The sequence below is a fragment of the Corynebacterium riegelii genome (genome assembly GCF_001263755.1).
Taxonomy (GTDB): domain Bacteria; phylum Actinomycetota; class Actinomycetes; order Mycobacteriales; family Mycobacteriaceae; genus Corynebacterium; species Corynebacterium riegelii.
In genome coordinates this window covers 996204-1021880 of record NZ_CP012342.1, presented here as the reverse complement: position 1 = coordinate 1021880, position 25677 = coordinate 996204, and the positions used below count along the sequence as shown (strand labels likewise).

At 60.0% G+C, this 25677-nt stretch carries 23 protein-coding genes; 10 read left to right on the top strand and 13 right to left on the bottom strand.

Going from position 1 to position 25677, the window contains the following annotated elements; genetic code table 11:
• Positions 1-3: 3 nt before the first annotated feature.
• Positions 4-477, bottom strand: a complete 474-nt coding sequence (locus AK829_RS04915; protein WP_052204772.1) for a cupredoxin domain-containing protein — start codon at positions 475-477, stop codon at positions 4-6.
• Positions 478-586: 109 nt separating this feature from the next.
• Here AK829_RS04915 and AK829_RS04910 point away from each other — a divergent pair, with 109 nt between their 5' ends.
• The 5 genes from AK829_RS04910 (at position 587) to AK829_RS04890 (ending at position 5568) form a co-directional block, all read left to right on the top strand.
• On the top strand, positions 587-1795 hold the full coding sequence (locus AK829_RS04910; protein ID WP_198147786.1) for an MFS transporter: 1209 nt from the start codon (positions 587-589) through the stop codon (positions 1793-1795).
• Positions 1783-2781 carry a nucleoside hydrolase gene (locus AK829_RS04905; RefSeq protein WP_052204770.1) on the top strand — a complete coding sequence of 333 codons (999 nt, stop codon included), beginning with the start codon at positions 1783-1785 and terminating at the stop codon, positions 2779-2781. The genes AK829_RS04910 and AK829_RS04905 overlap by 13 nt, the downstream gene beginning before the upstream one ends.
• 147 nt (positions 2782-2928) lie before the next feature.
• A complete protein-coding gene (locus tag AK829_RS04900; protein ID WP_052204768.1) occupies positions 2929-3723 on the top strand; it encodes a hypothetical protein in 795 nt (264 codons plus the stop codon).
• Between the two features lie 4 nt (positions 3724-3727).
• Positions 3728-4408 (top strand): energy-coupling factor transporter transmembrane protein EcfT, encoded by a 681-nt coding sequence (locus AK829_RS04895; RefSeq protein WP_232305785.1) that lies wholly within the window; start codon positions 3728-3730, stop codon positions 4406-4408.
• The gene (locus AK829_RS04890) at positions 4399-5568 is read left to right on the top strand and encodes an ATP-binding cassette domain-containing protein (RefSeq protein ID WP_052204766.1); all 1170 of its coding nucleotides are present in this window, start codon (positions 4399-4401) and stop codon (positions 5566-5568) included. The genes AK829_RS04895 and AK829_RS04890 overlap by 10 nt, the downstream gene beginning before the upstream one ends.
• A 10-nt stretch (positions 5569-5578) precedes the next feature.
• Here the strand turns inward: AK829_RS04890 and AK829_RS04885 are convergent, their stop codons facing one another.
• The 9 genes from AK829_RS04885 to AK829_RS04845 all read right to left on the bottom strand — a co-directional run bounded on the left by AK829_RS04885 (position 5579) and on the right by AK829_RS04845 (position 13956).
• Positions 5579-6709 (bottom strand): AAA family ATPase, encoded by a 1131-nt coding sequence (locus AK829_RS04885; RefSeq protein ID WP_083439751.1) that lies wholly within the window; start codon positions 6707-6709, stop codon positions 5579-5581.
• 403 nt (positions 6710-7112) lie between these two features.
• On the bottom strand, positions 7113-8021 hold the full coding sequence (locus AK829_RS12130) for a NaeI family type II restriction endonuclease (protein WP_083279039.1): 909 nt from the start codon (positions 8019-8021) through the stop codon (positions 7113-7115).
• A gap of 8 nt (positions 8022-8029) precedes the next feature.
• The gene (locus AK829_RS04875; protein WP_052204761.1) at positions 8030-9031 is read right to left on the bottom strand and encodes a DNA cytosine methyltransferase; all 1002 of its coding nucleotides are present in this window, start codon (positions 9029-9031) and stop codon (positions 8030-8032) included.
• A 101-nt stretch (positions 9032-9132) separates the two neighbouring features.
• Positions 9133-9657, bottom strand: coding sequence for a hypothetical protein (locus AK829_RS04870; protein WP_052204759.1), 525 nt, complete (start codon positions 9655-9657; stop codon positions 9133-9135).
• Positions 9642-9851 carry a hypothetical protein gene (locus AK829_RS04865; protein WP_157045290.1) on the bottom strand — a complete coding sequence of 70 codons (210 nt, stop codon included), beginning with the start codon at positions 9849-9851 and terminating at the stop codon, positions 9642-9644. Before AK829_RS04865 ends, AK829_RS04870 begins: the two co-directional genes overlap by 16 nt.
• A 46-nt stretch (positions 9852-9897) precedes the next feature.
• Complete coding sequence (locus AK829_RS04860) at positions 9898-10890, bottom strand: L-lactate dehydrogenase (protein WP_052204756.1); 993 nt, start codon at positions 10888-10890, stop codon at positions 9898-9900.
• Between the two features lie 17 nt (positions 10891-10907).
• Complete coding sequence (locus tag AK829_RS04855) at positions 10908-12290, bottom strand: amino acid permease (RefSeq protein WP_052204754.1); 1383 nt, start codon at positions 12288-12290, stop codon at positions 10908-10910.
• A 58-nt stretch (positions 12291-12348) separates the two neighbouring features.
• Positions 12349-12957, bottom strand: a complete 609-nt coding sequence (locus AK829_RS04850; RefSeq protein ID WP_052204753.1) for a hypothetical protein — start codon at positions 12955-12957, stop codon at positions 12349-12351.
• A 39-nt stretch (positions 12958-12996) separates the two neighbouring features.
• Positions 12997-13956, bottom strand: a complete 960-nt coding sequence (locus AK829_RS04845) for a hypothetical protein (RefSeq protein WP_157045289.1) — start codon at positions 13954-13956, stop codon at positions 12997-12999.
• Between the two features lie 42 nt (positions 13957-13998).
• Between AK829_RS04845 and AK829_RS04840 the strand changes: the two genes are divergently transcribed.
• On the top strand, positions 13999-16236 hold the full coding sequence (locus AK829_RS04840; RefSeq protein WP_052204749.1) for a DEAD/DEAH box helicase: 2238 nt from the start codon (positions 13999-14001) through the stop codon (positions 16234-16236).
• Positions 16237-16350: 114 nt separating this feature from the next.
• Entirely contained in the window at positions 16351-17556 is a 1206-nt protein-coding gene (locus AK829_RS04835; RefSeq protein WP_052204748.1) for an amidohydrolase, read from the top strand.
• Positions 17557-17694: 138 nt separating this feature from the next.
• Here AK829_RS04835 and AK829_RS04830 read toward each other — a convergent pair whose 3' ends face one another.
• From AK829_RS04830 to putP, 3 genes are read right to left on the bottom strand one after another with little or no spacing between them, the layout of a single operon-like run.
• Positions 17695-18180 (bottom strand): hypothetical protein, encoded by a 486-nt coding sequence (locus AK829_RS04830; protein WP_052204746.1) that lies wholly within the window; start codon positions 18178-18180, stop codon positions 17695-17697.
• A gap of 11 nt (positions 18181-18191) precedes the next feature.
• Positions 18192-18800, bottom strand: coding sequence for an HNH endonuclease family protein (locus AK829_RS04825; RefSeq protein ID WP_052204745.1), 609 nt, complete (start codon positions 18798-18800; stop codon positions 18192-18194).
• 6 nt (positions 18801-18806) lie between these two features.
• The gene (gene putP, locus AK829_RS04820) at positions 18807-20315 is read right to left on the bottom strand and encodes a sodium/proline symporter PutP (protein WP_052204743.1); all 1509 of its coding nucleotides are present in this window, start codon (positions 20313-20315) and stop codon (positions 18807-18809) included.
• A gap of 68 nt (positions 20316-20383) precedes the next feature.
• Between putP and AK829_RS04815 the strand changes: the two genes are divergently transcribed.
• The 3 genes from AK829_RS04815 (at position 20384) to AK829_RS04805 (ending at position 25675) form a co-directional block, all read left to right on the top strand.
• Positions 20384-23512 (top strand): DEAD/DEAH box helicase, encoded by a 3129-nt coding sequence (locus AK829_RS04815; protein WP_052204742.1) that lies wholly within the window; start codon positions 20384-20386, stop codon positions 23510-23512.
• A complete protein-coding gene (locus AK829_RS04810; RefSeq protein WP_052204739.1) occupies positions 23505-24419 on the top strand; it encodes an SWIM zinc finger family protein in 915 nt (304 codons plus the stop codon). The genes AK829_RS04815 and AK829_RS04810 overlap by 8 nt, the downstream gene beginning before the upstream one ends.
• 62 nt (positions 24420-24481) lie before the next feature.
• Positions 24482-25675 carry a metallophosphoesterase family protein gene (locus AK829_RS04805; protein WP_052206387.1) on the top strand — a complete coding sequence of 398 codons (1194 nt, stop codon included), beginning with the start codon at positions 24482-24484 and terminating at the stop codon, positions 25673-25675.
• The last annotated feature ends 2 nt before the right edge of the window (positions 25676-25677 follow it).

Sequence of the window (25677 nt, the reverse complement as noted above, 5' to 3'; positions counted from 1 at the left end):
CCCTTAGGCTGCGGTCAGCCCTTCGAACATGGACGATGGGGACTCGATCGGGTTGAACTTCCCGTCGACCAGCCAGACGTAGCTGATGCTGCGCCCGCAGGTTAGCTCATGGATAGCGCCGGCGTTTTCGGGTGCCACCATGGTGCGCACCCACGCTTCGGCCAAGCGGGAATCTACCGGCACCCCAGCGGTGTCGGAGACGCGAACCTCAATCAGGTAGGCGGGCACCTGGGTTTGTCCGTAGCCGCGGATCCGGGCCCGTGCTCGTGGCCCGACCCGCCGCCGGGTGATGGCTGCGGTGAGTTGTGGTCCTCCGGCAAATCGCGGCAGCGTCTTCACCGGTGGGCGCCACGCCGCGGTTGGGCGTGACAGTGAGCGTGGGTGGTGCACGATTGCTTGCAGCGCCTCAACGGCGGCGGGGAAGCGGTTTTGGATCTCGGCGGACAGGTCAGTGGAAATAGCTTTGGTAGTGAACATGGCTCACACACTAAAACCTGACCCCCACACACAATCCACAAATTAGAACACCCGTTCTATTTTAGCGCTTTGAGGTGGATGAACATTTCGGGCTAGGCTAGTCGCTAACATGAATCAAGTTATTCCTCATCCGGCGCAACCGGCACCAAAGATCCCGCGAACAATCTGGGTGTTAGTTGCCGCCGCGTTCATCATTGCTTTGGGCTACGGCTTCATCGCCCCAGTGCTGCCGCAATTTGCGGCGAGCTTCGGCGTCTCCATGGCCGCAGCAGGCACTGTGATTTCGGTGTTTGCCCTTGCGCGCCTGCTTGGCGCGCCCGGTGCTGGCGTGCTGGTGGACAAGCTCGGATCGCGCCCGGTATACCTCACTGGCTTAAGCATCGTTGCGGGCGCGACGTTCTTCGTCGCTTTCGCGCAGGCGTACTGGCAGATCATGGCGTTGCGCTTTATCGCGGGCTTCGGTTCAACCATGTTCACGCTGTCTGCGCAGGCGCTCATTGTTCGCGTAACCCATCCGCAGATCCGCGGGCGTGCCAACGCGCTGTACGCCACCGCCTTTTTGCTTGGCAATATCTTCGGCCCCATCATTGGCGCGGCCTTGTCGTTTTTGGGTTTCCGTGTCCCGTTCGCGGTGTATGGCATCGGGGTTGGCTTGGCAGCGCTGTTGGTGTGGGTGCTTACGAATAAGCCGAATTCGAACGCTGTGTTGCCTAAGCCGAAGCCGGCGATGCAGCTTGGTGCAGCGTGGGCCACGCCGACGTATCGCGCGCTTCTGGCTAGTGGTTTTGCTAACGGGTTTGTGAACTTCGGTGCGCGCGTGGCCGTGTTGCCACTGTTCGCTGCTTCTGTGTTCACCCACGGTGCGGCGGCATCCGGCCTTGCGCTCACCGCATTTGCGTTTGGCACCGCGGTGACCTTGCAGTTCTCTGGCCGGCTTGCAGACGTTGTGGGTAGGCGCCCCATGATCATCGCCGGCATGATCACCGCTGGTGTGTTTACCGCGGCGCTGGGCTTTGCCACCAGTTTCTGGCCGTTGATGATCCTTTCCGTCTTGGCGGGTGTGGGCAGTGGGTTGATGAGCCCGGCGATCCAGGCGTCCTTGGCCGATGTGATTGGTAATGATCGCTCCGGCGGCAAGGTGCTTTCCACCTTCCAGATGGCGCAGGATGCTGGACAGATTCTTGCGCCCGTGTTGTTGGGTGCTGTCGCCCAGGCGTTCGGGTTTAGCGCGGCGTTTGGCGTGTGCGGGGTGCTCTTTGGCGCCACGCTGGTGGTTTATCTTGTGCTGGGGAAGGAGACTAAGCCGTGCAGCGCGTAATTTTGGATTGTGATCCGGGTATTGATGACACGTTCGCACTCATCTACCTGTCTGCAGCAAACCATGCGGGGCAGTTAGAGCTTGATTGCGTGACGACGTCCGCGGGAAACGTATCAGCCGCCCAGTGCGCCCAAAACGCGGCCTTTGTGTTGGCGCAGTGTGGGCTGCGCACCATCCCGATTGCCGCGGGGTGTGAGTCGCCGCTGCAGTGGCCGCTGACCACAACCCCGGAGACCCACGGCGAGACCGGCCTTGGCTATGTCGAAGCACCAAAGCGTCACGTGGAAGATGACTGGCAGGAGCTGTGGATCGATGCCATTGAGCGAGGTACGGATGACCTGCACCTGATTGTGACAGGCCCCATGACCAACCTGGCGGTCTTTGCTCACCAGCACCCCGCGCACTTTGCGCGTCTGAAGCACATCACGGTGATGGGCGGGGCAGTGAACTACCCGGGCAACACCACGCCGAATGCGGAGTGGAACTTCTGGGTGGACCCGCACGCAGCCAACGAGGTCTTCCGTGTGGCAAACACCCCGATCACGCTGTGCCCGCTCAACGTCACGGAGCAGATGTGGCTTGCCCCGGAGCGTCTTGAAGCAATCGTGAAGCTCCTCGGCACGCAACCCATCGCGCAGAATCTCAAGGAGATCGTCCGGTTCTACTTTGAGTTCCATCAGGACGTGGGGGAGGGCTACGGCGCCCAGATCCATGACCTGCTCACCGTGCTGGTTGCTTTAGATCGCGTACCGGCCACCACCGAACCCGCCTACCTGCAGGTAGAGGCGGACTCGGAGCTCATGCGAGGGGCAGTATCGGCCGATATCAAGGGCATATTCGAGCACGCACCCAACGCAGCGGTCCTCACCAGCAGCGACATCGACGCAGCGTGGGCCGAATTCGAGCGATCCTGCCGTGTGCACACCCGGTTTGCAGTAGGTGATCCCACACTCGCTGCGGGCTATCACCGCAAGGCCGAAGATTAGCCCACGCATGGACTCAAATAAAAAGCTGCTAAACTTCCCCAGCGATTCCACTGCGGCCGAGGTGACATAGGCATAGCAGGGGAGGTTCCTGTTTCTCGTTTTGCCGAGTGCTCTTACGCTCTCGCAACATCTTTGGAAGGCCCATCAATGTCACAAACTGCCACCTGGACGCCGGCGCGTCGCGCGCTTGTTATCGCCGGTGCTGTCATCATCGCAGCAACCTGGCTCTACCTGGTGTTAATCCGTCCCACTGACTGGGACACCGTCACGGGTTCCACCCAGGGTGTCATCACGCTCGTAGGCTACGGCGTGGGCACGATCCTGCTGCTGATTGCCGCTGTCCCGGTACTGCCGGCCCGCACGCTGGGACTCATCCCCATCGCCATGATTATCAACTCCGTGGTGGGGGAGATCGTAGGCTCGATCGGCCTACCGCTGTACATGGACACCATCGGCACTGTGCTGGTCGCGGCCTTGGCAGGCCCGGTCGCCGGCATGACCACGGGTGCCCTGAACAACGTGGTGTGGGGTCTACTGAACCCGGCAGCCCTGCCGTTCGCAGCGGGTGCTGCGCTGATCGGTTACCTGGCTGGCGTGTTCATTCACAACCTCAACGCGTTTAAAAACATCGGCCTCGTCGTGGTCTACGGCCTTGTGCTCGGCGTGATCGGTGGCATGGTTGCCGCCCCAGTTGCAGCGTTTGTCTACGGCGGCACCGCCGGCGTTGGCACCGGCGCCATGGTCAGCCTCTTCCGTGAGATGGGCGCGTCCCTGATCGCATCTGTAACCACCCAGGCGTTTATCTCTGACCCGGTGGATAAGGTCCTGGTCATGCTGATCGCGTTCTTCACCGTCAAGGCACTGCCAAAGCGCACAGTAAGTGCGTTTGCGCCGGGCGTGGCAAAGCAAACCGAACAGACTCAGCCGACCCCGCAGGTCTAACCCCATGTTGAACCCCTTGACCGCGCTGTCCTTGGGCGCTTCCGGATGGATTCTGGTCATGGGGTTGAACCGTCCCATCGTTTCCGCCACGGTACTCGCGATAGCGCTGATCCTAGGCACGCTCAAGACGCGAAACTTCGCGCTCATCGCCGCTGTCGCCGCGTTGGCGGTGCCGGTGGCGTTGTCGATGGTGTTGATCCACGCGCCCTACGGCCAGGATCGAATCGCGCCGTTAATCACAAAAGACGGCCTTGCCATCGCAGGCGTGCTTGCGTTGCGATTCTCCGCCCTCATGGCCTGCATCCTCTCCGCCGGCGTGTTCATCCGCGTGCCCGGCCTAGCCAAGGTGTTGCAGGTGCGCCGCGGCGGCAACCGCCTGTCCTACATCGCGGGCGCCACACTCCAACTCATTCCGCAGGCGAGTGCGCGGGTGCGTGCGGTGCGTGACGCGAACCGTCTTCAAGCAAGGCCCATCACCGCCAAAACTGTGGTGCCGCATGTGATCATGCCGGTGCTTTCAGAACTGCTCACACTCAGCGCCCACCGCGGCCGCGCCCTTGAAACCGCAGGCTACGGCATTGCTGGCCCCCGCACGGTCTTAAGGCCAGTGCATGATTCCACGCTGCAGCGCATCATCCGCATCGCAGCCCCCCTGGTGTGTTTGGGGGTGGCGATATGGATCTAACCGCACTTAAGCAGGCACTTTCCACGCAGAAGCAGGTGGTTGTTACCGGCGCGTCCGGCTCGGGCCTAAGCACCCTTGCCAACCAGATTCATGACACCTGGCCCAACGCCGCCGTTGTTGGCCAGGACCCGATCGCGCACCTGACGTTTCTGCGCGACACCGTTGCCGAAGAGGTAGCCATTGGCCTAGAGCAGCGCGGTGTCCCGCGTGAGCAGATGCAGCGTCGTGTCAGCGACATGCTCGCACGCGCGGATCTCACCGAGCTTGCGGAGCGCAACCCCGCGAAGCTTTCCGGTGGGCAGACGCGCCGCCTGGCGATTGCGTGTGTTGCCATCATTGAGCCGGAGATCCTCGTGCTGGATGATCCGTTCGCGGGCCTGGACCCGGATTCCGCCACACGCATCCAGTCGCTGTTGGACAGCTTGTCTTCCCGCATCGTCGTGCTCACTTCCCGTGGGCAGGGGCATTTTTTGCTTATCGACGCCACGTTAAACCCCCCAACCGCCCCCACCCCCATAACCCTCCCTGAGCCAGTGGTGCCTGCTGGTCTGCCGGCGTTGGAACTGGGGGAGGTGGCCGCGACCCGTGGCCAGCGTCCCCGCAAGTGGTGGCAGTTTCGCGCAGACACCACGCCAGTGTTTACCGCGGGTCCGGTGGCACTCGCGCCACGGCCTGGGGAAGTGGTGTGGCTGCGCGGCGCAAACGGTGCCGGTAAGACGACGCTGTTGCGCGCATTCGCAGGGCTCGACGACAACCCCGGCATTGCCAACACCCATGGCGTAACCGTGTCGTTAGCCCTGCAACGCGCAGCAGACCAGATCGCCGAGGTCACCACGGCAGGCTTTATCAACAGCCCCGACGCGCTAGCCCGCCTAGCGGATCTGGGTGTGACTCTGGACCCAGAGGAACACCCGCTGGACCTGCCGGCAGCGCACCTGCGGCTGGCGCAACTTTCCCAGGTATTCGCACAGGATCGGCAGTTGGTGTTGCTTGATGAGCCTGACGTGGGCCTAGACAACACCTGCCGCAGCATCGCCCACCGGCTCATCGCCGAGGCGCTGACCAACGGCCAAGCCGTAATCATGACCTGCCACGACGAAACCTTCGCCGCCGAGGTGGGGGACTATGCCACACTCCAGGAGCTGTGGCTCCGCGCCTAGTCCTTCGCGCCTAGTCCCACCCGGTGTCTCGGGTGCCGCTGTTGAGCAGGTGATGAGCCATGTGCGGAATAACAAAGTTCAGGTATCCGCGCCGTGGGCTGTATAGCAGCTCGCGCTCTATAAGTAGCTGGCGCACGACGGTGAGGTCTTGAGGTCGTTTGCCTAGAAGCTCAGCGATTTGGCCGGTTGAAACTGGCGAGGAGTCCTCCTGAATTTCAGCCATGGCGGTGAGATAGTCGGTTTGCGAGCGTGGGACCCCGAGGAGTGCTGGTCCGTGTACTAGCTGGCCAAGGGTATCTAGAACGGTTTCTGTCACTGCATCTACATCGAATGGCTCGATGATGCTGCGGTTGGCGGAGCGTACTTCCTCAACCAGGTGGAATCCTAGAAGCTGAATAAGGAAGGGGTAGCCGCGAGTTAGAGCAGCAGCCTTGTCGAGAGCGTCGCTGTTGAGGGTGATATGTACTTCGCCTGCTGTGGACGTCAGGATCTCAATAGTTTCTTGCGGGGTCATCGGGGCAAGGCTTACATGCTGAGCTCGCCGCAGAAAAGTAGTGCCCGGATGTTTGAGCAATGAGTTGATCCCATCGGGCAATCCGGCTGCTGCAAAGGCGATGTGGCGGTTATCCCGACGCAAGTCTTGGATGGCCGATGAAAGCTCCCACAGTTCGTTAGGGTCGGCGCTTTGCACCTCATCCAGCGTGATCAAAACACCGGAGCGATCGCCGACAACATCGCACAATTGGTTAAGGACAGAAATGAGGGATGGTACTGGTTGGGGAGTGTTCCGTTGCTCAGTTGAAATGGATCCAATTCCCGCGACACTGATTCCTGTGATGCGTCGGCCACCATTGTCTTGCTGGCTGACTTTTTGAATGGCTTCGGGAACGATTGTGTTCACGAGTGGACCGATCAAGTCGTAAGGGTGAGCGCGGATGACCATCCAACCGTGTTGTGCAGCAGCATCTTCCAACTCGTTCAGAGTAATGGTCTTGCCGATGCCCCTGGGCCCAGAGATCAAGAGGATGCGCCGCGGATCACCAACGCTGCCGTCTAAACTTCGGGAGAAGCGCGTGACCACGGACTCTCTTCCGAGCACCACTGACGGAGAGACACCGAATGTGGGAGTGAAGGGGTTCATGAAGCTCCGATCGTCTGCCTGCCGTGGACTTTATACTCTATATAGAGAATATATTTGTTATACACCGCCGGGAATTTATACTTTATATACAATGTATACAACGGCGAGTTCCGGCAGGTCCTGACTTGGCTCAATGGCAGGTGATGAAAATCACTCTTGACATTGTGGCCTGTGGGTATGGGGTTGTGGTGGTGGAAAGTTCGGCACTAAGCGGGTAGTGGCGAGGGTAATCAGTAGTCTGATTTTGTGAGTCCGTACATCCGCACTGTCCAGACTGCCTCCAGGACAACCGCAGTCCAGGTGGTGTGGGACGAGCATCACGGGTTGAAAAAGCTGCAGTGGGAGGGCTAATTCTGTGCACGCGCTGTCGCATTCATTCGTTGCTTGCTTTATGTCGTTCTTGTCATTCCATGGGGATACGAGGGGCAGGCACTACCGGATCGCTCTGGGTTGCAACTCGCCACAGATGGTTCCCAATTGTGACTGTGCGCCCAGAAAATCCTGGTTCGGCAGGATGTACACGCACCGAGAGACTGTCGCCTTCGTGGCAGACGGGGAGTTCAAGTGCATGCGCGATCCGTTGGTGACGCTTGTAATCGCCAAGAATGAGAATTCCTTCAGGTTGGAGATTCGAGCGGGACCCGCCGTTATAGCGAATCCGCTTCATGGGGTCCTTCTGTTGTGCGACGGTGTACACCACACCTCGGGGAATGAGCTCCTGCTGTACGAGACGGAAGAGATTGTCCAAGCGAGCCTGCCCACTCGACTGTCCCATAATGAGTTCGAGAGACGAAGGTTCCAGCATGAGGAGAATGTTCTTGGGGTAATGATGCTCCATCCAAGCCCATGCAATCGAATCTCGACCAAGTTTGTTGAGGGTGCGCTTACGGTCCCGGTTAGCTCCAGCATTGAGCACTTCAGGCGTTATTCGGAGAAAGCCAACTCTAAAGAGGGCTGCCTCTTCACTAGCGTGGCAGAGCATGGCGACATGTCCCATTGCTTCATCAGGGATCATCCAACCGTACGGTGCCTTGGAGTATTTACAGTCCACCTCGTGTCCGAGGATTTTGTAATCCATGTGATCGCCGTCGGATATAAAGCTGTCGAACGTACGTCGGATATTGATCTCCAACAAGGAACCAATGTGGGCGAGTTCGGTTTTGCTTAAATCTGATGGTCGAAACCGACCGGTGTGTTGGCCGTCGTAGGCCTGATCGAAAGTTTGTCGAAAGACACGCCCCATTTCTTCGCCATCAGCAATTCTGGATCGAAAAAACTCAGCTAACTCTTGTGCGATTGGATCGTTGATCATCGCTCAACCTACGAGACCCGAATCTGTGGTGCAGCTGCCAACCCTTCGCTGAGCGCAGCACGTATTGATTGGCCGATTGCTTCTGCAACTGGTGGCGGGAAAGCGTTGCCAACTTGCCTCCATTGCGCCGTTTTGCCTCCTTGCCATTGCCAATCGTGTGGGAACCCCTGTAGTACTCCGCCCATTGGGACCGTCAGGCGTGGCATGTTGTCTGGGTCGCCGACAGGGAAATCTGGACCTGGCGCTTCGTCGGCGATAGAGGACCCTCGGACCCCCATCAGTTTCCAGGCTTCACGGGCGCGGGTGGGGCCGACATCTGGTCCGCCATGCTTCTTGGAGCCGCCTACGAGTGTTGGGGCGACAGAAGTGGCCTGCTTCGCCCAATCTGCAGCACCCGGCCAACCTGCTGCACCCATCATCTCGCCTAATGCCTCGCCAACGCTCACGCGGTGATCTAAAGGCTCTGGCCAACGGAAGTGGTGGGCGAGTTCATTGCGCAAAGCGACAAGGATGAAACGTGGGCGCAGCTGGGGCACACCAAAATCCGCGGCCTGGAAAAGATCCCAAAAGGTGGTGTATCCAAGGTCATCTAACTGGTCGATGATCTGTGTTCGGTAGTTGTCGAACCGCTTCTGAGACAAGCCTTTAACGTTCTCCAGCATCACTGCATTCGGTTGGATCTCGTCAATCAGGCGCAACGCTTGGGGAAACAGGTCGCGTTCGTCATCCGAACCGAGTTGTTTACCTGCGATGGAAAATGGAGGGCAAGGGACTCCGCCAGCGAATAGATCAATCTGACCGCGCCACTTCGTGCCGTCCAAATCATGAACGTCTTCATGGAGAATCTCCACGGTATCGCCGCCCAATTGCTCACGATTGGCGTGGAGGGTTTTTACAGCCCAGTCATCGATTTCAACCATCGCTTGGTGGGTAAAGCCTGCGCGCTCCAAGCCAAGTGCCTGACCTCCAGCGCCGGCGCAGATCTCTAGCGAGGTGAACCGTTGCTCCATTTGTCCTCCAGTTTCTGATGCTATGAACCTTAAATCAATCTAGCCTAGGAAGTCCACACATCATTCTATGGCGCAAATGTATGTTCTAATTTGGGTCGTAGCTACTGCTCATCCGGTACGAACTGTCCCGCGACGTGGTCTCGTGTGCCATGGTTGCAGACAATGCCGTGCTCGCCGTTGAGGCAGTACCAGGTGTCTGGTCGGCCGACGTAGGTCGCGGTTTCCTCATGGTCTTCGTAGACGAAGCTCTGGATAAGGGAAGGGGCGGGGTGACAACCGTCTGGGGCAGACGCAGAAACCACATACGTGCCGCTCTTGGCTCGGAAGTAGTTGCAGTAGGTCATCCCAGGCTCAACGTAAGGCGCGAAATGTGCGGCCGGATCAGTGATCGGGGATGGGGGATTGGCCGGGTCAAAACGGTGGGAGGAATACTGGCCGTTCGGGGCAAGCTCCAGCCAGTAGCGTGCATCCGCATACTTTGGGTTGGCTACACGCAGGTTGTCTGGTCTCTCGACGCGAATCGTGCCGTCTGCAAAGTGGAACAAATCGAACTCGCCGAAAGACACTTTTTCGCCCGGCGCCAGTACGGCCGTGTTTTGCAGCAGCGTGTCTAAAGAGAAATCCACGACAACGAAGCCGTAACCAGCCGCGGTGTGGACAAAGCAGGGAAAATCGCCGTGTACATCGCGCACGCGTTGCCGCCCTCCTCAAACCACACGGTTTGAGACTGAGCCATCGGATTATCTGAGAACTGTTCTGGGTTGTTGAAGTCCTCAGGGTTGCGCTCCGCCAGGATTGCTAGCGGCGTTGTAATGCGCATGGGGGCAGTGTAGAGCGGCAACGTGGCGTCGATAAGCAAAAGCCCCTTAGTCGGTCAACCCGGTGGACTCGACAACCTCGCGCAGCGTCTTGGCGGAGGCGTCGAACTTGGCAAACTCGTCTTCAGAGAGGCGAAGCTCCACCACATTGCGCACACCGTCGCGGTTCAGGATGGTCGGGGTGCCAATGTAGATGTCGCGCTGCGCGTACTCACCTTGTAGCAGGGCGGAAACCGGAAGGGCGACGTCCTCATTACGCAAGATAGCGCGGGTGATACGAGCCAGCGCAGAACCAATGCCGAAAGAGGTGTTGCCCTTGCGCTTGATGATGTCGTAGGCCGCGTCGCGGGTCTTGACAAACATCTCATCAATCTCGTCGTAGATACCCGGGTTGGTCGCCGCTTCCTTCTCCAACATCGCGTGCAGCGGGACACCAGCAACCGTGCCGGTGGAAATTACCGGAAGCTCCGAATCGCCGTGCTCACCAATGATGTAGTTGTGTACCGCACTCGGCGCCAGGTCGAAGAACTTGCCCAGGTTGTGGCGCCAGCGAGCCGTATCCAGCACCGTGCCGGAACCAATGACCTGATTCGACGGTAAACCGGTCTGCTTCCACGTGACGTAGGTCAGCACATCCACCGGGTTGGTAGCCACCAGGTAGATGCCGTTGAAGCCGTTGTCCATGATGGACTTGTTGATGGACTCAAAGATCTTCACGTTGCGGGCCACCAGGTCCAGGCGGGTTTCGCCCTCGCGCTGCGCTACGCCAGCACAGTTCACAATGAGCGCGGCATCCTCGCAGTCTTCGTAGGTGCCAACGGTGACCTTGATGTTGTTGCCGCTAAACGGCACGGAGTGAGCCAGGTCCTCAACCTGCGCCCAGGTTAAGTCCTGATCAAGATCAATGATTGCCAGGTGGTCAGTCAAGCCCTGGTTGAGCACCGCGTAGGCGTACGCGATACCAACAGCACCTGCGCCAATGAGCACAATCTTGTTGCCGGGAGTGACATTTTCTGGAAGTGATGCATTCGTTGCAGTCATGCTCCCTAGTCTAGGCCCTATTTGGCTTCAGGAGGCAGTGAGAGCATTGCTTGTGGACGCCCAGTTGCGAAATACAACAACGACATAATGCCCAGAAACGCCACACCCACACCAAGTGCCAGGTGGTACTGCGGCAACCACACCATAATGCCGAAGGTGAACAGGATAAACGCGATTGAGAAGTACTGCCCGTAGGGCCAGAACGGCACGGGGAATCTTAGCGATTCGACTTGGGTGGGTGTCATGTGGCGCCTGGACGCAACCTGCGCCAACAGGATCATCAGCCACACAAAGACAGTGGCGAAGGTGGCTAGGGCTGCGATGGTTTCAAACACGTTGGGGAACATGTTATTGAGCACCACGGCGATGACAAGCACGATCAACAGGGAAACGGTGGTCATCACCGGGATGTCGCGCACCGTCTTTGCCATTGCGCGCGGGGCGAGGCCCTCCTTAGCCAGGCCGGTGAGCACGCGGCCGGTGCCAAACAAGTCCGCGTTAATCGCAGAAAGCGCAGCGGTGACAACCACCAAGTTGAGAAGACCAGCCGCCCAGGTGACGCCGAGGGTGTCAAAGATCTGCACAAACGGGGACTCTTCACCCGTGATGGTGCGCCACGGATTCAGCATCAAAATGATCAGGATGGCCAGCACGTAGAAGAGCAAAATACGCGCAGGCACCGTGTTGACGGCCTTGGGAATGGACCGGTCCGGATCATCGGCCTCAGTGCCAGCAACACCGATGATTTCCGTGCCACCGAAGGCGAAGAGCACGAGGATAAACGCTGCAATCATGCCCTGCGGGCCGTTGGGCATAAACCCGCCGTCATTCCAGAGGTTGTCCACGCCCGTAATCGCGGGGTTCTCACCAAGACCGAAAGCGAGGATGGCCGCGCCGCCCGCGATCATGGCCACCACGGCGGCAACCTTGATCAGGGTAAAAGCGAACTCCAGCTCGCCGAACCAGCGCACACTGGCCAGGTTTGCCGCGCCGATGATGAGCAGTGTGACCGTAATCCACACCCAAGCGGGTGTATCCGGGAACCAGAACTTCATATAAATGCCGATGGCGGTCAGATCCGCCAGACACACAATCATCATCTCGAAGGCGAACATCCACCCCGTGATGTAGCCGCCCAAACCGCCCAGGTGCTCACGGCAGTACACGGCAAACGAGCCGCGCACCGGGTGGCGCACGCTCATCTCACCGAGTGCTCGCAGCATGAAATACACCACCGCGCCGCCAAGCAGATACACCAACAGCACGGACGGGCCGGCCGCCTGGATCGCGCCAGCAGAGCCGTAAAACAGGCCCGTGCCAATCGCACTACCAAGTGCGATGAAGTGAATATGTCGGTGAGTGAGTCCCCGGCCTGGGGAGCGTTGCGGCGCCGTGGTCATGTGCCAAGGTTAACCCTTGGCTGTTCACAGCAAGACGTGAGGTGGCTGTGAGGATTTCTCAAGGCGTGAAACGCGGCGAGGAATACTGGCCAGAAGAAGTAAGTTCGAACCAGTGGCCGTCGCGCTCGCCGCGGACGGTGCCGTCGGCGTTGATAGTAAACGTGTACTCACCAAGCGTGACCCGCTCATTCGGGTTGAGTGCTTCGTAGTGTGTCGGACCATCCGTGCCCAACACCTTGGTGGTTTCAAAACCCACGCCGTCGCGGAAGGAAATGTAGTCCGCCGGCCCCTCGTTGAGCTCCACGTCAGTTTCATTCGGCGGCAACGTGCCTGTGAACTCGGCGTTGCAACCAAAGTACTCCGCCGGCTTGACCACGCAGCGGTTAAACGTGTCACCGAAAACAATCGCGTACATGTGCTTGTATGCACCATCAACCACGAAGTCTTCCGGGTTGCGCTCGGTCAGCGCTGGGGCGGACTCGGTTGTTTCTTCCGGCTGCTCAGTTGCTTCGGTTTCGGCCGGTGCCGCGCTCAGCGTTGGCTCAGCCAGCTCGTTTTGTTGCGCCTGGTCGGTGGAGTCTGCGCCGGTGCAGGCGGTGGCGCTAAGGACCGTAAGGGTGGCGCAGGCAAGCGTGGCAAGAGCGCGCCGGGAAACGTGAGACTTCATGGCTGCGATGCTACGGCACTCACGTGCAGTGATGTGCCGTTACGGCAGCCGGTGGATCTCATCAAACGGCACAGCCACAACTTCGCCACTGCCCAGTGAGGCTGGCTCACCACTCGGGCTGCTGTCACCGCAGCTGAGTTTGCCGTTTGCACCGATGTACTCCTCGCCCTCGTAGAAGTAGCGGCCGGTACACCCCCAACCCTCAGGGGAAGTCCACAACGCTGCCTGGCCTTCAGTCTCACCAAAGTGCAACGCCTTGCGGTAGCCCTCCATCACATCCATGGCCGTGTCGCAGTTGGTGCCGTCTTCCACGGCTATGACTGCTAAAGCATCCCCAGACGGCGCGTGCAACACCCCGCACTGCGTGCCAACATCCACGGGTTCTTTGGATTGGGCGATGCGATCTTCTGGGTCATCATCAAACTGGGTCACGGAGTTGTGCACCTCCACGCCCTGGCCGTCACGCTCCACACGAAAACCACCGTTGTGCAGGTGCGTAAACGTGGTGCCATAAATGGTTACGCGCTGGCCAGGTTCAAGCCCCGGTGGTGGGGAAGCGAATCCCTGCGAGCCGGGGGAGTGACCAGCCTGGAACTCGCCCAAGTCATAGTCAAAGTCAAACACGTTTGAATACGTTGCATCTGGCCACCCGCCGTTGAACTGCATCTCGGGCAGGGGATAGCGAAACATCACCTGACACGACGTGAGTAACTGGCCCGGGTAGTCCGGGTCCAACGATTCGTCTTTGACAAAGCAGCCGGCAACACCAGAGTTGCCACCCACCACAGCGCCATACCCGTTAGCAAACAGCTCCGGGTCAACATCTACGTACCCGTCATCCTCTTGAGCTGCGGTTATCTCTTCGTCCGGCGCCTGAACGTCTTCGATGGGGACGAAGGTGGGAGGGGGAGTCGACGCGGCGTCGTTACGCAGGGCACTGGGCACGCACCCAGCGAGCAGAAGGGTGGCAGCGAGCAGGGGGACGGTACAACGTTTCACAAATAGCAGAGTAACGCGTCCGTGAGTTAAGGTATGCAAGCAATGAGCATTTCCGAAAACGCCACCGGCGGCGAGAATGAGCCGGATGTAAACATGTCGGAAAATCAGGAAAACCCGCAGGATGTCGCAGCCGATGCTGCACGTGAGGACACCAGGGATGCGGGAGTTTCTGAGGATACCGGCGCTGCGGAGACCGCAGCCAATGCCGAAACTAATGAGACTGAGCAGATTTTGAGCCTTGCAGACGTAGTCGGGGTTGAGGCCCACGAACTTGTGCAAGAGCCTGAAGCCGAAGAGGCTTCTGAAGAGACTGAGACTGAAAAGCCGGAGAACGGGTTTGAAAACTTGGGCCTGCCGGAAGACGTTGTGGACGCGGTTAAGCGCGTTGGCTTCGAGCAGCCCTCTCCAATCCAGGCGCAGACTATTCCACACCTGATGGAAGGCCGCGACGTTGTCGGCCTCGCGCAGACGGGTACCGGTAAGACCGCAGCGTTCGCGCTGCCGGTGCTGAGCCAGATTGACCCGAAGCAGCGCCACCCGCAGGCACTGGTGCTTGCGCCGACGCGTGAGCTGGCACTGCAGGTGTCGGACTCCTTCCAATCTTTCGCCGACCACCTTGGCGGCATCCAGATTCTGCCGATCTACGGCGGCCAGGCCTACGGCATTCAGCTGTCCGGTCTGCGTCGTGGCGCCCAGGTGATCGTGGGTACCCCGGGCCGTGTGATCGACCACCTGGAGAAGGGGTCGCTGGACATTTCCAACCTGCGCTTCCTGGTGCTGGATGAGGCCGATGAGATGCTGAACATGGGCTTCCAGGAAGACGTTGAGCGCATCCTGGAAGACACCCCGGACAGCAAGCAGGTTGCACTGTTTTCCGCGACGATGCCGGGCGCGATCCGCCGCATCTCCAAGCAGTACCTGGACGATCCGGTAGAGGTGACGGTCAAGAGCGAAACCCGCACCAACACCAACATCACCCAGCGCTACCTGTTCACCGCGCACCGCAACAAGCTTGACGCGATCACCCGCATCCTGGAGGTGACCGAGTTTGAGGCGATGATCGTGTTCGTTCGCACCAAGAACGAAACCGAGGAGCTGGCCGAGAAACTGCGCGCCCGCGGTTTCTCCGCCGCAGCCATCAACGGCGACATTCCTCAGCAGCAGCGTGAGCGCACAGTTGATCAGCTTCGCGACGGTCGCTTGGACATCCTCGTGGCCACCGACGTTGCCGCCCGTGGCCTGGATGTGGAGCGCATCTCGCACGTGCTCAACTACGACATCCCGAACGACACTGAGTCTTACGTCCACCGCATCGGCCGCACCGGCCGCGCGGGACGTACCGGTGAGGCAATCCTGTTTGTCACCCCGCGCGAGCGCCGCATGCTGCGCTCCATTGAGCGCGTGACCAACGCAACCATCGAAGAGATGGATTTGCCGACGGTGGATGAGGTCAACGAGAGCCGCAAGACCAAGTTCATGGACTCCATCACGGAGTCGCTGGAGGCTTCTGACCTGCAGGTGTTCAAGACCATGGTCCGTGAGTACTCCGCAGCGAACAACATCCCGATGGATGACATCGCTGCAGCCCTGGCTACCCAGGCGCAGGCTGGCGATGAGTTCTTGATGAAGGAGCCGCCGCGCGACAAGCGCGATCGCCGTGACCGTGATCGTTTTGACCGCGATGATCGCCGTGATCGTGGCGGTCGCCGTGACCGTGACCGCTTCGATCGTGATGATCGCCGCGGTGGACGTGGTCGCTTTGCCAACGACAGCGAGAACTTTGACACCTACCGTCTTGACGTGGGCAAGCGCCAGCACGTGCGCCCAGGTGCCATCGTTGGCGCCCTGGCAAACGAGGGTGGCTTGAGCTCCAAGGACTTTGGCCGCATCACCATTGGTGGTGACTTCACCCTGGTGGAGCTGCCGAAGAACCTAGACAACGCCGTGCTTGACCGTCTGACGGATACGCGTATCTCCGGCCAGCTGATCAACATCCAGCGTGACCACGGTGCGCCGCCGCGTGACCGTGGTGGTTACGGTGGTCGTGGCCGTGGCGGCTGGGACCGTGACCGTGATGACCGCGGTGGCCGTGGCTATGGCCGCGACCGTAACCGTGGCGGCTGGGATCGTGATCGTGATGACCGCCGTGATCGCGGTGGTCGCCGTGACCGTGACCGTTTTGATCGTGATGATCGCCGCGGTGGTCGTGGTGGTTGGGACCGTGACCGTGATGATCGTGGTGGCCGTGGTGGCTTCCGCGGAGGCCGCGACCGCGACTAGCGCTTGTGCTTAGCGATTGTGCCTAGCGCTTGTGCCCAGCGCTTAAGCGTGTAACCCGCCCTGCTGATTGGTTTGACCAGTTAGGCAGGGCGGGGTTTGTGCTTTTATGGGGTCATGGCTGAACAGACTCTCACAATTGATTCCATCCAGGACTGGTCGGAGGCCGTGTATAAAGACCTTCACCAACATCCTGAACTGAGTATGCAGGAAGTGAGAACGCGTCGTCGGATCTGCGAAGAGCTTGAGGCGATGGGCATTGAGCCGAACGAAATCGGTGGCGGGGTAGTCGGCACCATCGAACGCGGTGAAGGCCCGACTGTGCTGATGCGTGCGGATTTTGACGCGTTGCCGGTGAGGGAAGAGACGGGGTTACCGTATGCGTCGACAAACGAAGTGCTCGACGCAGACGGGCAGAAGGTTCCGGTCATGCATGCGTGTGGGCACGACCTTCATACTGCGTCGCTGCTGACTGCCGGGCGGCTTCTGAGTGGGTCGGGGCAGGAGCGGAGCGGCACTGTGCACTTGCTGTTCCAGCCCGGCGAAGAGACCGCTGAGGGCGCGGCTTCTATGGTTGCTGATGGCTTGACATCCAAGATCACCCCGCCTGATGTGGTGTTTAGCCAGCACGTTATCTGCGGCGATACGCCGACCGGCAGTGTTGCGCTGCGCCCAGGTGCGTTTATGTCCACTGCTACCAATGTGGAGATCACGTTCTACGGCGTTGGCTCCCACGGTTCCATGCCGCACTTAAGTGTGGATCCGATCCTGATGGCCTCGGCCGCCGTTACGCGTATGCAGGGCATTGTGGCCAGGGAGGTAAATCCCAACGAGTTTGGTGTTGTCACGGTGGGCGTGATCTCGGGCGGGTTGAAACCCAACGTGATTCCGGAAAGCTGCGCGCTGCAGCTCAACGTCCGCGCCTACAGCGACCAGGTTCGAGAGCAGATTCTGCAGGCCATTGAACGCATTGCTGTGGCGGAGACGCATGCGTCCGGCGGCAAGAAAATGCCAGACATCACCTGCTACCAGAGCTACCCGCTGACCAAGAACGACGACGCGGTCACCGACAGGGTGGCGCGTGCGTTTCGCAATGCGTTTGGCAGTGAGCGCGTGCTGGAAAGTGAACCGCTGACGGCGTCGGAAGACTTCTCCGTGATCGCCGACGCGTTCGGCGCGCCCTACTGCTACTGGGTGCTCGGCGGTGCAGAAGCGGGCGTGAGCGTGCCCAACCATAGTCCACACTTTGCGCCGCAAATGCAGCCGACGCTGCGCACCGGGGCAGAAGCGTTGGTGGCGGCGGCGCTGGAATTCCTCGACTGATGGTCCTCGCCGAAGTTAGAGGCCTGGTTTCTGACCCGGTGGCTGGAGGGGCTCCTCAAGGCAAAAGAAAACGCCGGAAGGCGCAGCGGTGAAGCTGGCCAGTCGGCGTAAAGCGCGAAGCGCAAGAACAGCGAAGCGCTAGAACAGGTCTGCGGGCAGGAACATCAGAACCAGGACCAGGATCCACATCAGGTTGAAAATGCCGGCACCGGCAGACGCCTTTGCCTTGCACTTTTCAAAGTCACCGGTGACATCAGACGGATCAGCATCAGCCGGGTCGAGAGCGCCCAGGGAACCCATCATCTTGCGCTGGTGCGGAATCACCATGAAAAACAGCAGCGCCCAAGCGATGACGGAAAGCACGATCGCGGTGTGGAGCCAGTAGTTGGTGCTGTAGGTGTTCCAATCAAACGCCATGACCACACCACCGAGCAGCGGCACCAGCGCAGAAAGCATGCCGTAGTTCCGCGAAATCTTGTGAAGAACGGAGGCGCGACCGGTGGCCTCTTCGCCGCCAGCCTTCGCGCGGGCAGCTTCAGCCGGGAACATCGAGGTGGCGACGACAACCGGGCCAAGAAGCACGATCGCCGCGGCGACGTGCAGGAAGACAAAGAGAGTATTCATGGGCAAATACCTTACAGGGAACGGGCAGAAAGTACCCCTCGGGCGCCGGAGCAGGCGCGTCGCATAGCCTTGCGGTCCTCGTGGGACAACGCCAAACCGTAGGTGGAAGCCACAGCAGAAAGCTGCTGGGCGTACGGGCAGCGCGAGCGCCAGGCGGGTGGCATCCACTCTCCAGGCAGCTTGTCGGACTTGGATTGGTTGGCGCTTCGAGAGGTCACGACAAGGTTCAGCGGATCATTCGCAAACGCAAGGCGTTTTTCCGCAGGCCACGTGGCAGCACCCATGTCCCACGCAGCGGCTAGCGGGAAGAGGTGATCAAGTTCAACATCGGCGGGAAGGATCGCAGCACCGGTATAGGGATCCCGGATGGGAGCAACATCCCACTGGAGATAGGCAACGTCACAGGGTTGGTCCCAGGCAGTAGCAAGGGCAACGTCGCGGCTGGTGCACGCACCCCCGGAGCCGGGGGCGGTGGCCCAGCTCGCACCGAAAGCCTGTTGGCGGTTGTAATTGAGGGTGGTGGTGCGGGGAGATAACGGGGCGTCGATAAGCAAAAACCCCGTTGGGAACGGGGCTAGAGCAAGGGTGCAAACAATGAGGATTCGAAGAAAAAGCTTCATACCTCTTTAGACTGCGGGAAGTGCCTCCTGGTTCCCGGTGACGCGGTCGAATTCTTCCTCAACCCCCGGCTTCGGCGTGGTGGCCAGGGAAACCGCAACCATGGCAATGGTGGCAAAGGCCACGCCCGGGACGATCTCATAGATGATGTCGCCGAAGTAGGTACCCCACACGAACACGGTGACCGCGCCGACAATCATGCCAGCCAACGCACCCGGGGCGGTGAGGCGACGCCAGTAGAGCGACGCCAACACAACCGGGCCGAACGCCGCGCCGAAGCCAGCCCAAGCGAAGCCGACCAGACCCAAGATGGTGTCAGACGGGTTGAGGGCCAACAGCATGGCCACCACGGCAACCAACACAACCATCAGGCGTGAAAGGACCAGAAGCGTGGTCTGGCTGGGTTCCTTTTTGAAGATGCGATACAAGTCCTCAATAAGCGCCGACGACGTGATCAGCAGCTGCGAAGACATCGTGGACATAATCGCAGCCAACACCGCCGTCAGGATAATGCCAGCAACCAGCGGGTGGAACAGCAAACGAGCCAGATCAAGGAAGATCGTTTCAAAACCGTTCTGGTCCGTCACCGTCGCAGAGGTAGTGCCGAAGTACACGGTGGACACCAGCGCGGTGAACACAGCGCCAGCGAAGCAGATGGTCACCCAGATAATGCCAGTGCGGCGGCCAGCCTTGGCCTCAGAGGCGGAACGCAACGCCATGAAACGGGTAACAATGTGCGGCTGGCCAAAGTAACCCAAGCCCCATGCGAGGTTGCCAATGATGGTGGCAGCAGACACACCCGCGATCATGTTGAAATACTGCGGGTTGCCCTCCGGCCACGGGCCGTACGAGTTGGACGTGGCGTAGGAGAAGATATCGGCAGGATTATCCACCGCAAACAGTGCCAAAATAGGCACGATCATAAGCGCCAGGAACATCAGCGCACCCTGGACCACATCCGTGTAGCTCACCGCCAAAAAGCCGCCGATGAAGGTGTAGAGCACCGTAATAGAGCCAACGATCAGCATGCCGGTGGTGTAATCCCCGCCAAAGGTGGACTCGTAGTAGCGGCCACCTGAAACCATGCCGGAGGAGACGTAGAACGTAAAGAAGAAGATGATGATCACGGCAGCGGCGAAACGCAGCGCACGCGAAGAATCATGGGTGCGGTTTTCAAAGAAGCTGGGCAAGGTGATCGAGTTATTGGCCACTTCCGTGTAGTTGCGCAGCTTCGGTGCGACCCACTTCCAGTTGCACCAGGAACCCAGCAACAGGCCGATAGCAATCCACAGCTCACTCATACCGGAGACAAACAGCGCGCCGGGAAGACCCATCAACAACCAGCCGGACATATCGGAGGCGCCAGCGGAAAGCCCCGCAACAAACGGGCTTAAGCCGCGGTCCGCCAGCACATAGTCGTCATACTTCTTTGTCTGTAGCCAAGAATAGAAGCCAATGGCTACCATGACCCCGAAGTACAAAACGATGGCAAGAACCAGCCAGAAGTTGTCAGTCATGTGCAAAGACAGTACTGCAGAGCGTGATGTAATGGGCGTTGTAGGGGGTGGGTGTTATAAAAGTGGGTATGCCAAAATTCCTTCTCCACGGTCTCTGGGTGCCAGGGTCTGGGCTCAACCTATGGGTTGAGCAGGTAGAGGGACACCGGATTGTCACACTGGATAAAGTTGAGGCGGGCACGTTCCCGGACGTGGTGCACCTTGTTGCAGGAAACAACACGTTCCGCCACCGCCACCGCATCCGCCTGCAAACACCGAAAGGCCGCCAAGTTGAGCTGCTTGCACCAACTGCGGCGCTTGGCCCGGAAAACACCGTGCGCTTGTTGGCTGGGCTTGCTGAGGCCCAGGCGCTGAAGAACGACGCGATCGCGCCAGACCTCAAATGGCTGATCCGCATGTACCAAGGCCTACACAGGTTCGTGCGCGCCGGGCGAGTGAGCATCCACGTCCCGCAGCGTGACAGGCTGTGGTACGCCGAATGGCAGCTTGGCACGGGTGTGCAGGAGCGCGGCTGGCTGGCCGCCATGACCGCCGCAGCACCCGGTGTGCTGGTAGCCAACAACCAGATGCTGGGTGAAGACATGGCGCGCACGCTGACGCACTGGATTGCTACGTACCGGCTTCAGAACTCAAACATTCGGCAGCACGACCACCCGTACGGGCGCCACGACTTCATTAACTCACTGCTCAACGGCGAGCCACTGCGCCGCGGAAGTGCCATCTTGGCGCGCCGGGTGGGCGATTGGAACGGCTCTATTACCGCGGTGAACCTGCAGCTGGTGTTTATTGCAGATGATCCGATTGAGCTGGATGAGGATCTTGATTACATCGGTGAAGCTGAGGCAGATGCTGTGCCGCCGGTGTGGCCGGTGCGGGTGCAGGTGCGTTCCGGCACGGACTCACCCCGCCCGGTGCTGCTGCACGAGTATGACGCACAGACCGCTCAGCGGCTGCGCAGTGAGCTCCAGCGCGCAAGCCAAGTCACGGATTTGGCGAATCCGGGGCGCCACCCGCGCCCGCATTACCTGCCGCCGGAGTCTGATGAGGGCGACTGGGACCTCTACCTGACAACCGAGGACATTGCCCGTTTCGTGCGCACGGAAGCCGCGAAGCTTCGCGGCCACAACTTTGCCGTGATGCTGCCGAAGGCGTGGACCACGATGGAGGCGAAGGCGAAGCTGCATGTCACGCGGGATATTGATCCGTATGACGCCTCCACAGTTCGCCACCTGGGCTTTGACACGCTCTTGACCTATGACTGGAAGGTTTCCATCGGTGACGTTGAGTTGACCGATGCTGAGATGCGTGAGCTGGTTCGCTCCAAGTCAGGGCTGGTCAAGCTTAGAGACGAATGGGTGCTGGCCGACAAAACCGGCCTGGCGAAGACTGAGCGCTACATCCAGCAGCTGCACGATTCCTCGCTGCCGGACCTGAAGAAGCGCCTGGATGCCGCGGAAGGCTTGGCCAGCCTTCACGCGAAGCTTGGTCATGCAGACGCCGCGGAGCTGGAGGCAGAGGCCCAAGCGCTGCGCGAAGAGTACGAAGCCGCCATGGCAGAGGCTGCCTCTGGCCAGGTCACGGCTGCGGAGCTTCGCCAGCTGGCGCTTGAATCTGCCGCGGATGCCTCGATGCAGCTGCCGGTGGAGATCACAGGTGCGGGTTGGTTCAACTCGCTGATGGGCGGCACGGACCGTCCTGCGCCTGAGCGGGTGGACATTCCCGAAACCGTGCAGGCCTCATTGCGTGATTACCAGCGCCGCGGCGTGGACTGGCTGTATTTCATGTCCCGCAACAACTTGGGCGCTGTGTTGGCAGATGACATGGGTCTGGGCAAAACGCTGCAGCTGTTGACGCTGCTTGCTGTGGAGCAGGACGCCGCGGCGAAGGACGGTCACAGTGATCTCGGGCCGACGATTGTGGTCGCGCCAACCTCTGTGGTGGGCAACTGGGCGCGTGAAGCCGCACGTTTCGTGCCGCACATGAAAGTACTGGTCCACCACGGTGCGGGCAGGAAGAAAGACGATGCGCTGATCGAGGCCGCGCGCGAAGCCGATTTGGTGATTACCTCCTACGGCATTGCCACGCGTGACGGGGCGGCCCTGTCTGAGGTCAAGTGGGATCACGTGGTGTTGGATGAGGCGCAGGCGATTAAGAATGCGGGCACGAGGGCGTCGAAAAGCGTGAGAAGGCTCCCGGCGCGTCAGCGCATCGCGCTGACGGGCACACCGGTGGAGAACAAGCTGAGTGAGCTGCGAAGCCTGCTGGATTTTGTGAACCCGGGGATGCTGGGCTCGCAGGCGTTTTTCCGCAATCACTTTGCTAAGGCGATTGAGCGTGGTGATGATGAGCTGAGCCAGGAAATGAGCGAGCGCCTGCAGCGCCTGACCGCACCGTTTATCCTGCGCAGGCTGAAGACGGATCCGGCGATTATTGATGACCTTCCGGATAAAGCCGAGCACATCATCACCGTGGACATGACCGCGGAGCAGGCGGCGCTGTACACCGCGCTGACGGAGGAAATGCAGCGTGAGCTGGGAAGCCGCGAGGGCATGGCGCGCAGGGGGCTGGTGCTGTCCACCATCACAAAGATCAAGCAGATTTGTAACCACCCGGCGCATTTTCTTGGCGACGGCTCAAGCGTCACCCTCAAAGGCCGCCACCGCTCCGGCAAGGTGGAAAAGTTGGTTGAGATCCTGGATCAGGCCGCCGACTCCGGCCAAAGGGTGTTGATCTTTACCCAGTACAAGGCCTTCGGCGATATTTTGAAGCCGTATTTGAGTGAGCGGCTCGGCGAGGACATCCCGTTTTTGCACGGTGGTGTGGGTAAATCTGGCCGCGACGCAATGGTGGAGCGCTTCCAGGCCCCCGATGGCCCGCAGGCGATGCTGCTGAGCCTGAAGGCGGGCGGCACGGGGCTGAACCTGACGGCGGCCTCTATCGTGGTGCACATGGACCGCTGGTGGAACCCCGCCGTGGAGAACCAGGCGACGGACCGTGCGTTTCGTATCGGCCAGCAGCGGGACGTGACCGTGTACAAGATGATCACCCGCGGCACCATGGAGGAGCGCATTCAGGAAGTGTTGGACGGCAAGATGCACCTGGCGGGTGCTGTGGTTGGTGAAGGCGAAGGCTGGATTACTGAGCTGAACTCGGAAGACTTGGCGCAGCTGATGAGCTACAGGGGGCGCAATGACTAACACGAACCGTCCGCACGAAGACAACGTCATCTACGCCAACTTTGGCGCAAAACGTCGCGTCTCCTCCGCGGAGGAGACGGTCGGGCCGCTGGTTCCTCCGTCGCCGCGGGAGCTTCGGGAGCGGATCCGGGAGACTGCGCAGCGCATCCGGAACGGGGTTGGGGAAGGGCCTGTGCAGAGTGTGTCGCATCCGTCGGTGAGCTACTCACCGGCGTCGGGCCGCTTGCGTGAGGCGGTAGCGCAACGCACAGACCAGGGGCGTGCAAAGCGCGGCCGTGAGTACGCGGCTGAGGGGCGTGTGACTGGTTTCAACGTGCGCGTTAATACCGTTGAGGCGGAAGTGCACGGCTCACAGCCAGAGCCGTTTTTTGCGGGTTTTATCCTGGCGCGACGCTCGGAAGAAGACTTGGTAGATGCGATGCAGCAGCTTGGCGGGGGAGGCGGTGCAGTCGCTCGGGCCAAGCGCGGGGCGTTTCCGGACCAGGTTGTAGACACCCTGCTGTTTGCAGACGGGGATGATGCACGTTTCTTCTGCGATTGCCCGGATCCCGCCCCGTTATGCAAGCACATCGTTGCGGTGACTGAGGTAGCTGCCAAGCGTTTCGACGCTGACCCGACGCTCCTTTTCGCCCTGCGTGGGTTGAGTGTGGAGGACGTCGAGGCGTCTATACGCGAAGGCGCCGAGGGGACCGCTCGGGCGAACGCTGCGGAAGGCTCGGAGTTTTTCTGGACCGGCCATGAACTGCCGGATTTGCCGACCCCGAAGATTGCCCCGATGGTGGATGATTCGGACACGGATCTGTTGCGTCGCGCGTTGGAATCAGTGTCTTTTACCAACATTGACCTGCTCAATGCAGTAGCGGATATTGAGAATCTGTATGACGCATTGGTGGAAGAAGACCACTAGTTCGAAGCAATGTTCGGTATTGCGCGGGAGTGTGTGGCCGTGGCGTGCTATTGCTTAAAGGCATGAAACCCGTGACCGCGACCCTGACGTTTATCCACACCTCTGACTTCCAACTTGGCATGACGCGCAAGTTCCTCCCGCCTGATGCGCAGTCGCGTTTCGACGCCGCACGTTTAGAAGCCGTAGCCAAACTCGGCGAGCTAGCGCGTGACAAGGGTGCCGAATTTATCGTGGTGGCAGGGGATGTGTTTGAACACAACACGCTTGAGCCGAGGACGCACGAGCGCGCACTTGAGGTACTGCGTGCGCTACCGGTGCCGGTGTATCTTTTGCCGGGCAACCACGATCCGTTGGTTGCGGATTCCATTTTCACCCGCCGCGAGGGCGTTGCTGAGATCGACGGTGTGCACGTGCTGCGTGACTTCGACCCAGTTGAGGTGCGCGAAGGCGTAGAAATTGTCGGTGCGCCGCTGACTACCAAGCACGCTTCCGAGGACCTGTGTGCCCGGGCAATCGCACCGCTTGCCCCCTCCGAGAACATCAGGGTCTTGGTAGGACACGGCGCGGTAGAAGGCTTCGGTGACCAAGACAACCCTTCGCTAATTAGCGTTGCGGGGCTGGATAACGCTGCGTCTGAAGGCGTGATTGATTACGTTGCGTTGGGCGATACCCACTCCACGCAAGACCTGTCCAGCTCTGGGAGGGTGTGGTACTCCGGTTCGCCGGAAACGACAGACTTCCACGACCGCCGCGAAGGTGTTGCCGGCGGAGAGACGGACTCCGGCAACGCATTGGTGGTCACCGTGGAAAAACGCGGGATGGAATCCACCGTGCAGGTGGAAAGCGTGCCAGTAGGCGAGTGGACGTTTGAAGAGCTCGCCTGGGAAGTCGCAGGTCCTGAGGATGTAGATCTCATCCTGGATCAGCTTCGCGCCTACCCCCACAAAGACCGCACCGTAATCCGATACTCCATCACCGGCACCTTGGGTTTGGAAGACACCGCACGCCTTGAACGAGGGATTACAAAACTCTCCCACGCCTTTGCCGCACTCTATGAACACCAGCGATACATGGGGCTGTACCTGCAGCCGAGCGACGAAGAACTGGCCAACCTGCCCCTGAGCGGCTATGCGCGCGAGGCTATGGCAGAGCTTGCTGCGGCAGCGAGCGCGCCGTCTCTTCCGGGTGAGGCGAGTGACCCGGTGGTGCGCGATGCCTTAAACCTGCTGTTTCGTCTTTCTGAGGAGGCCAAGTAGCC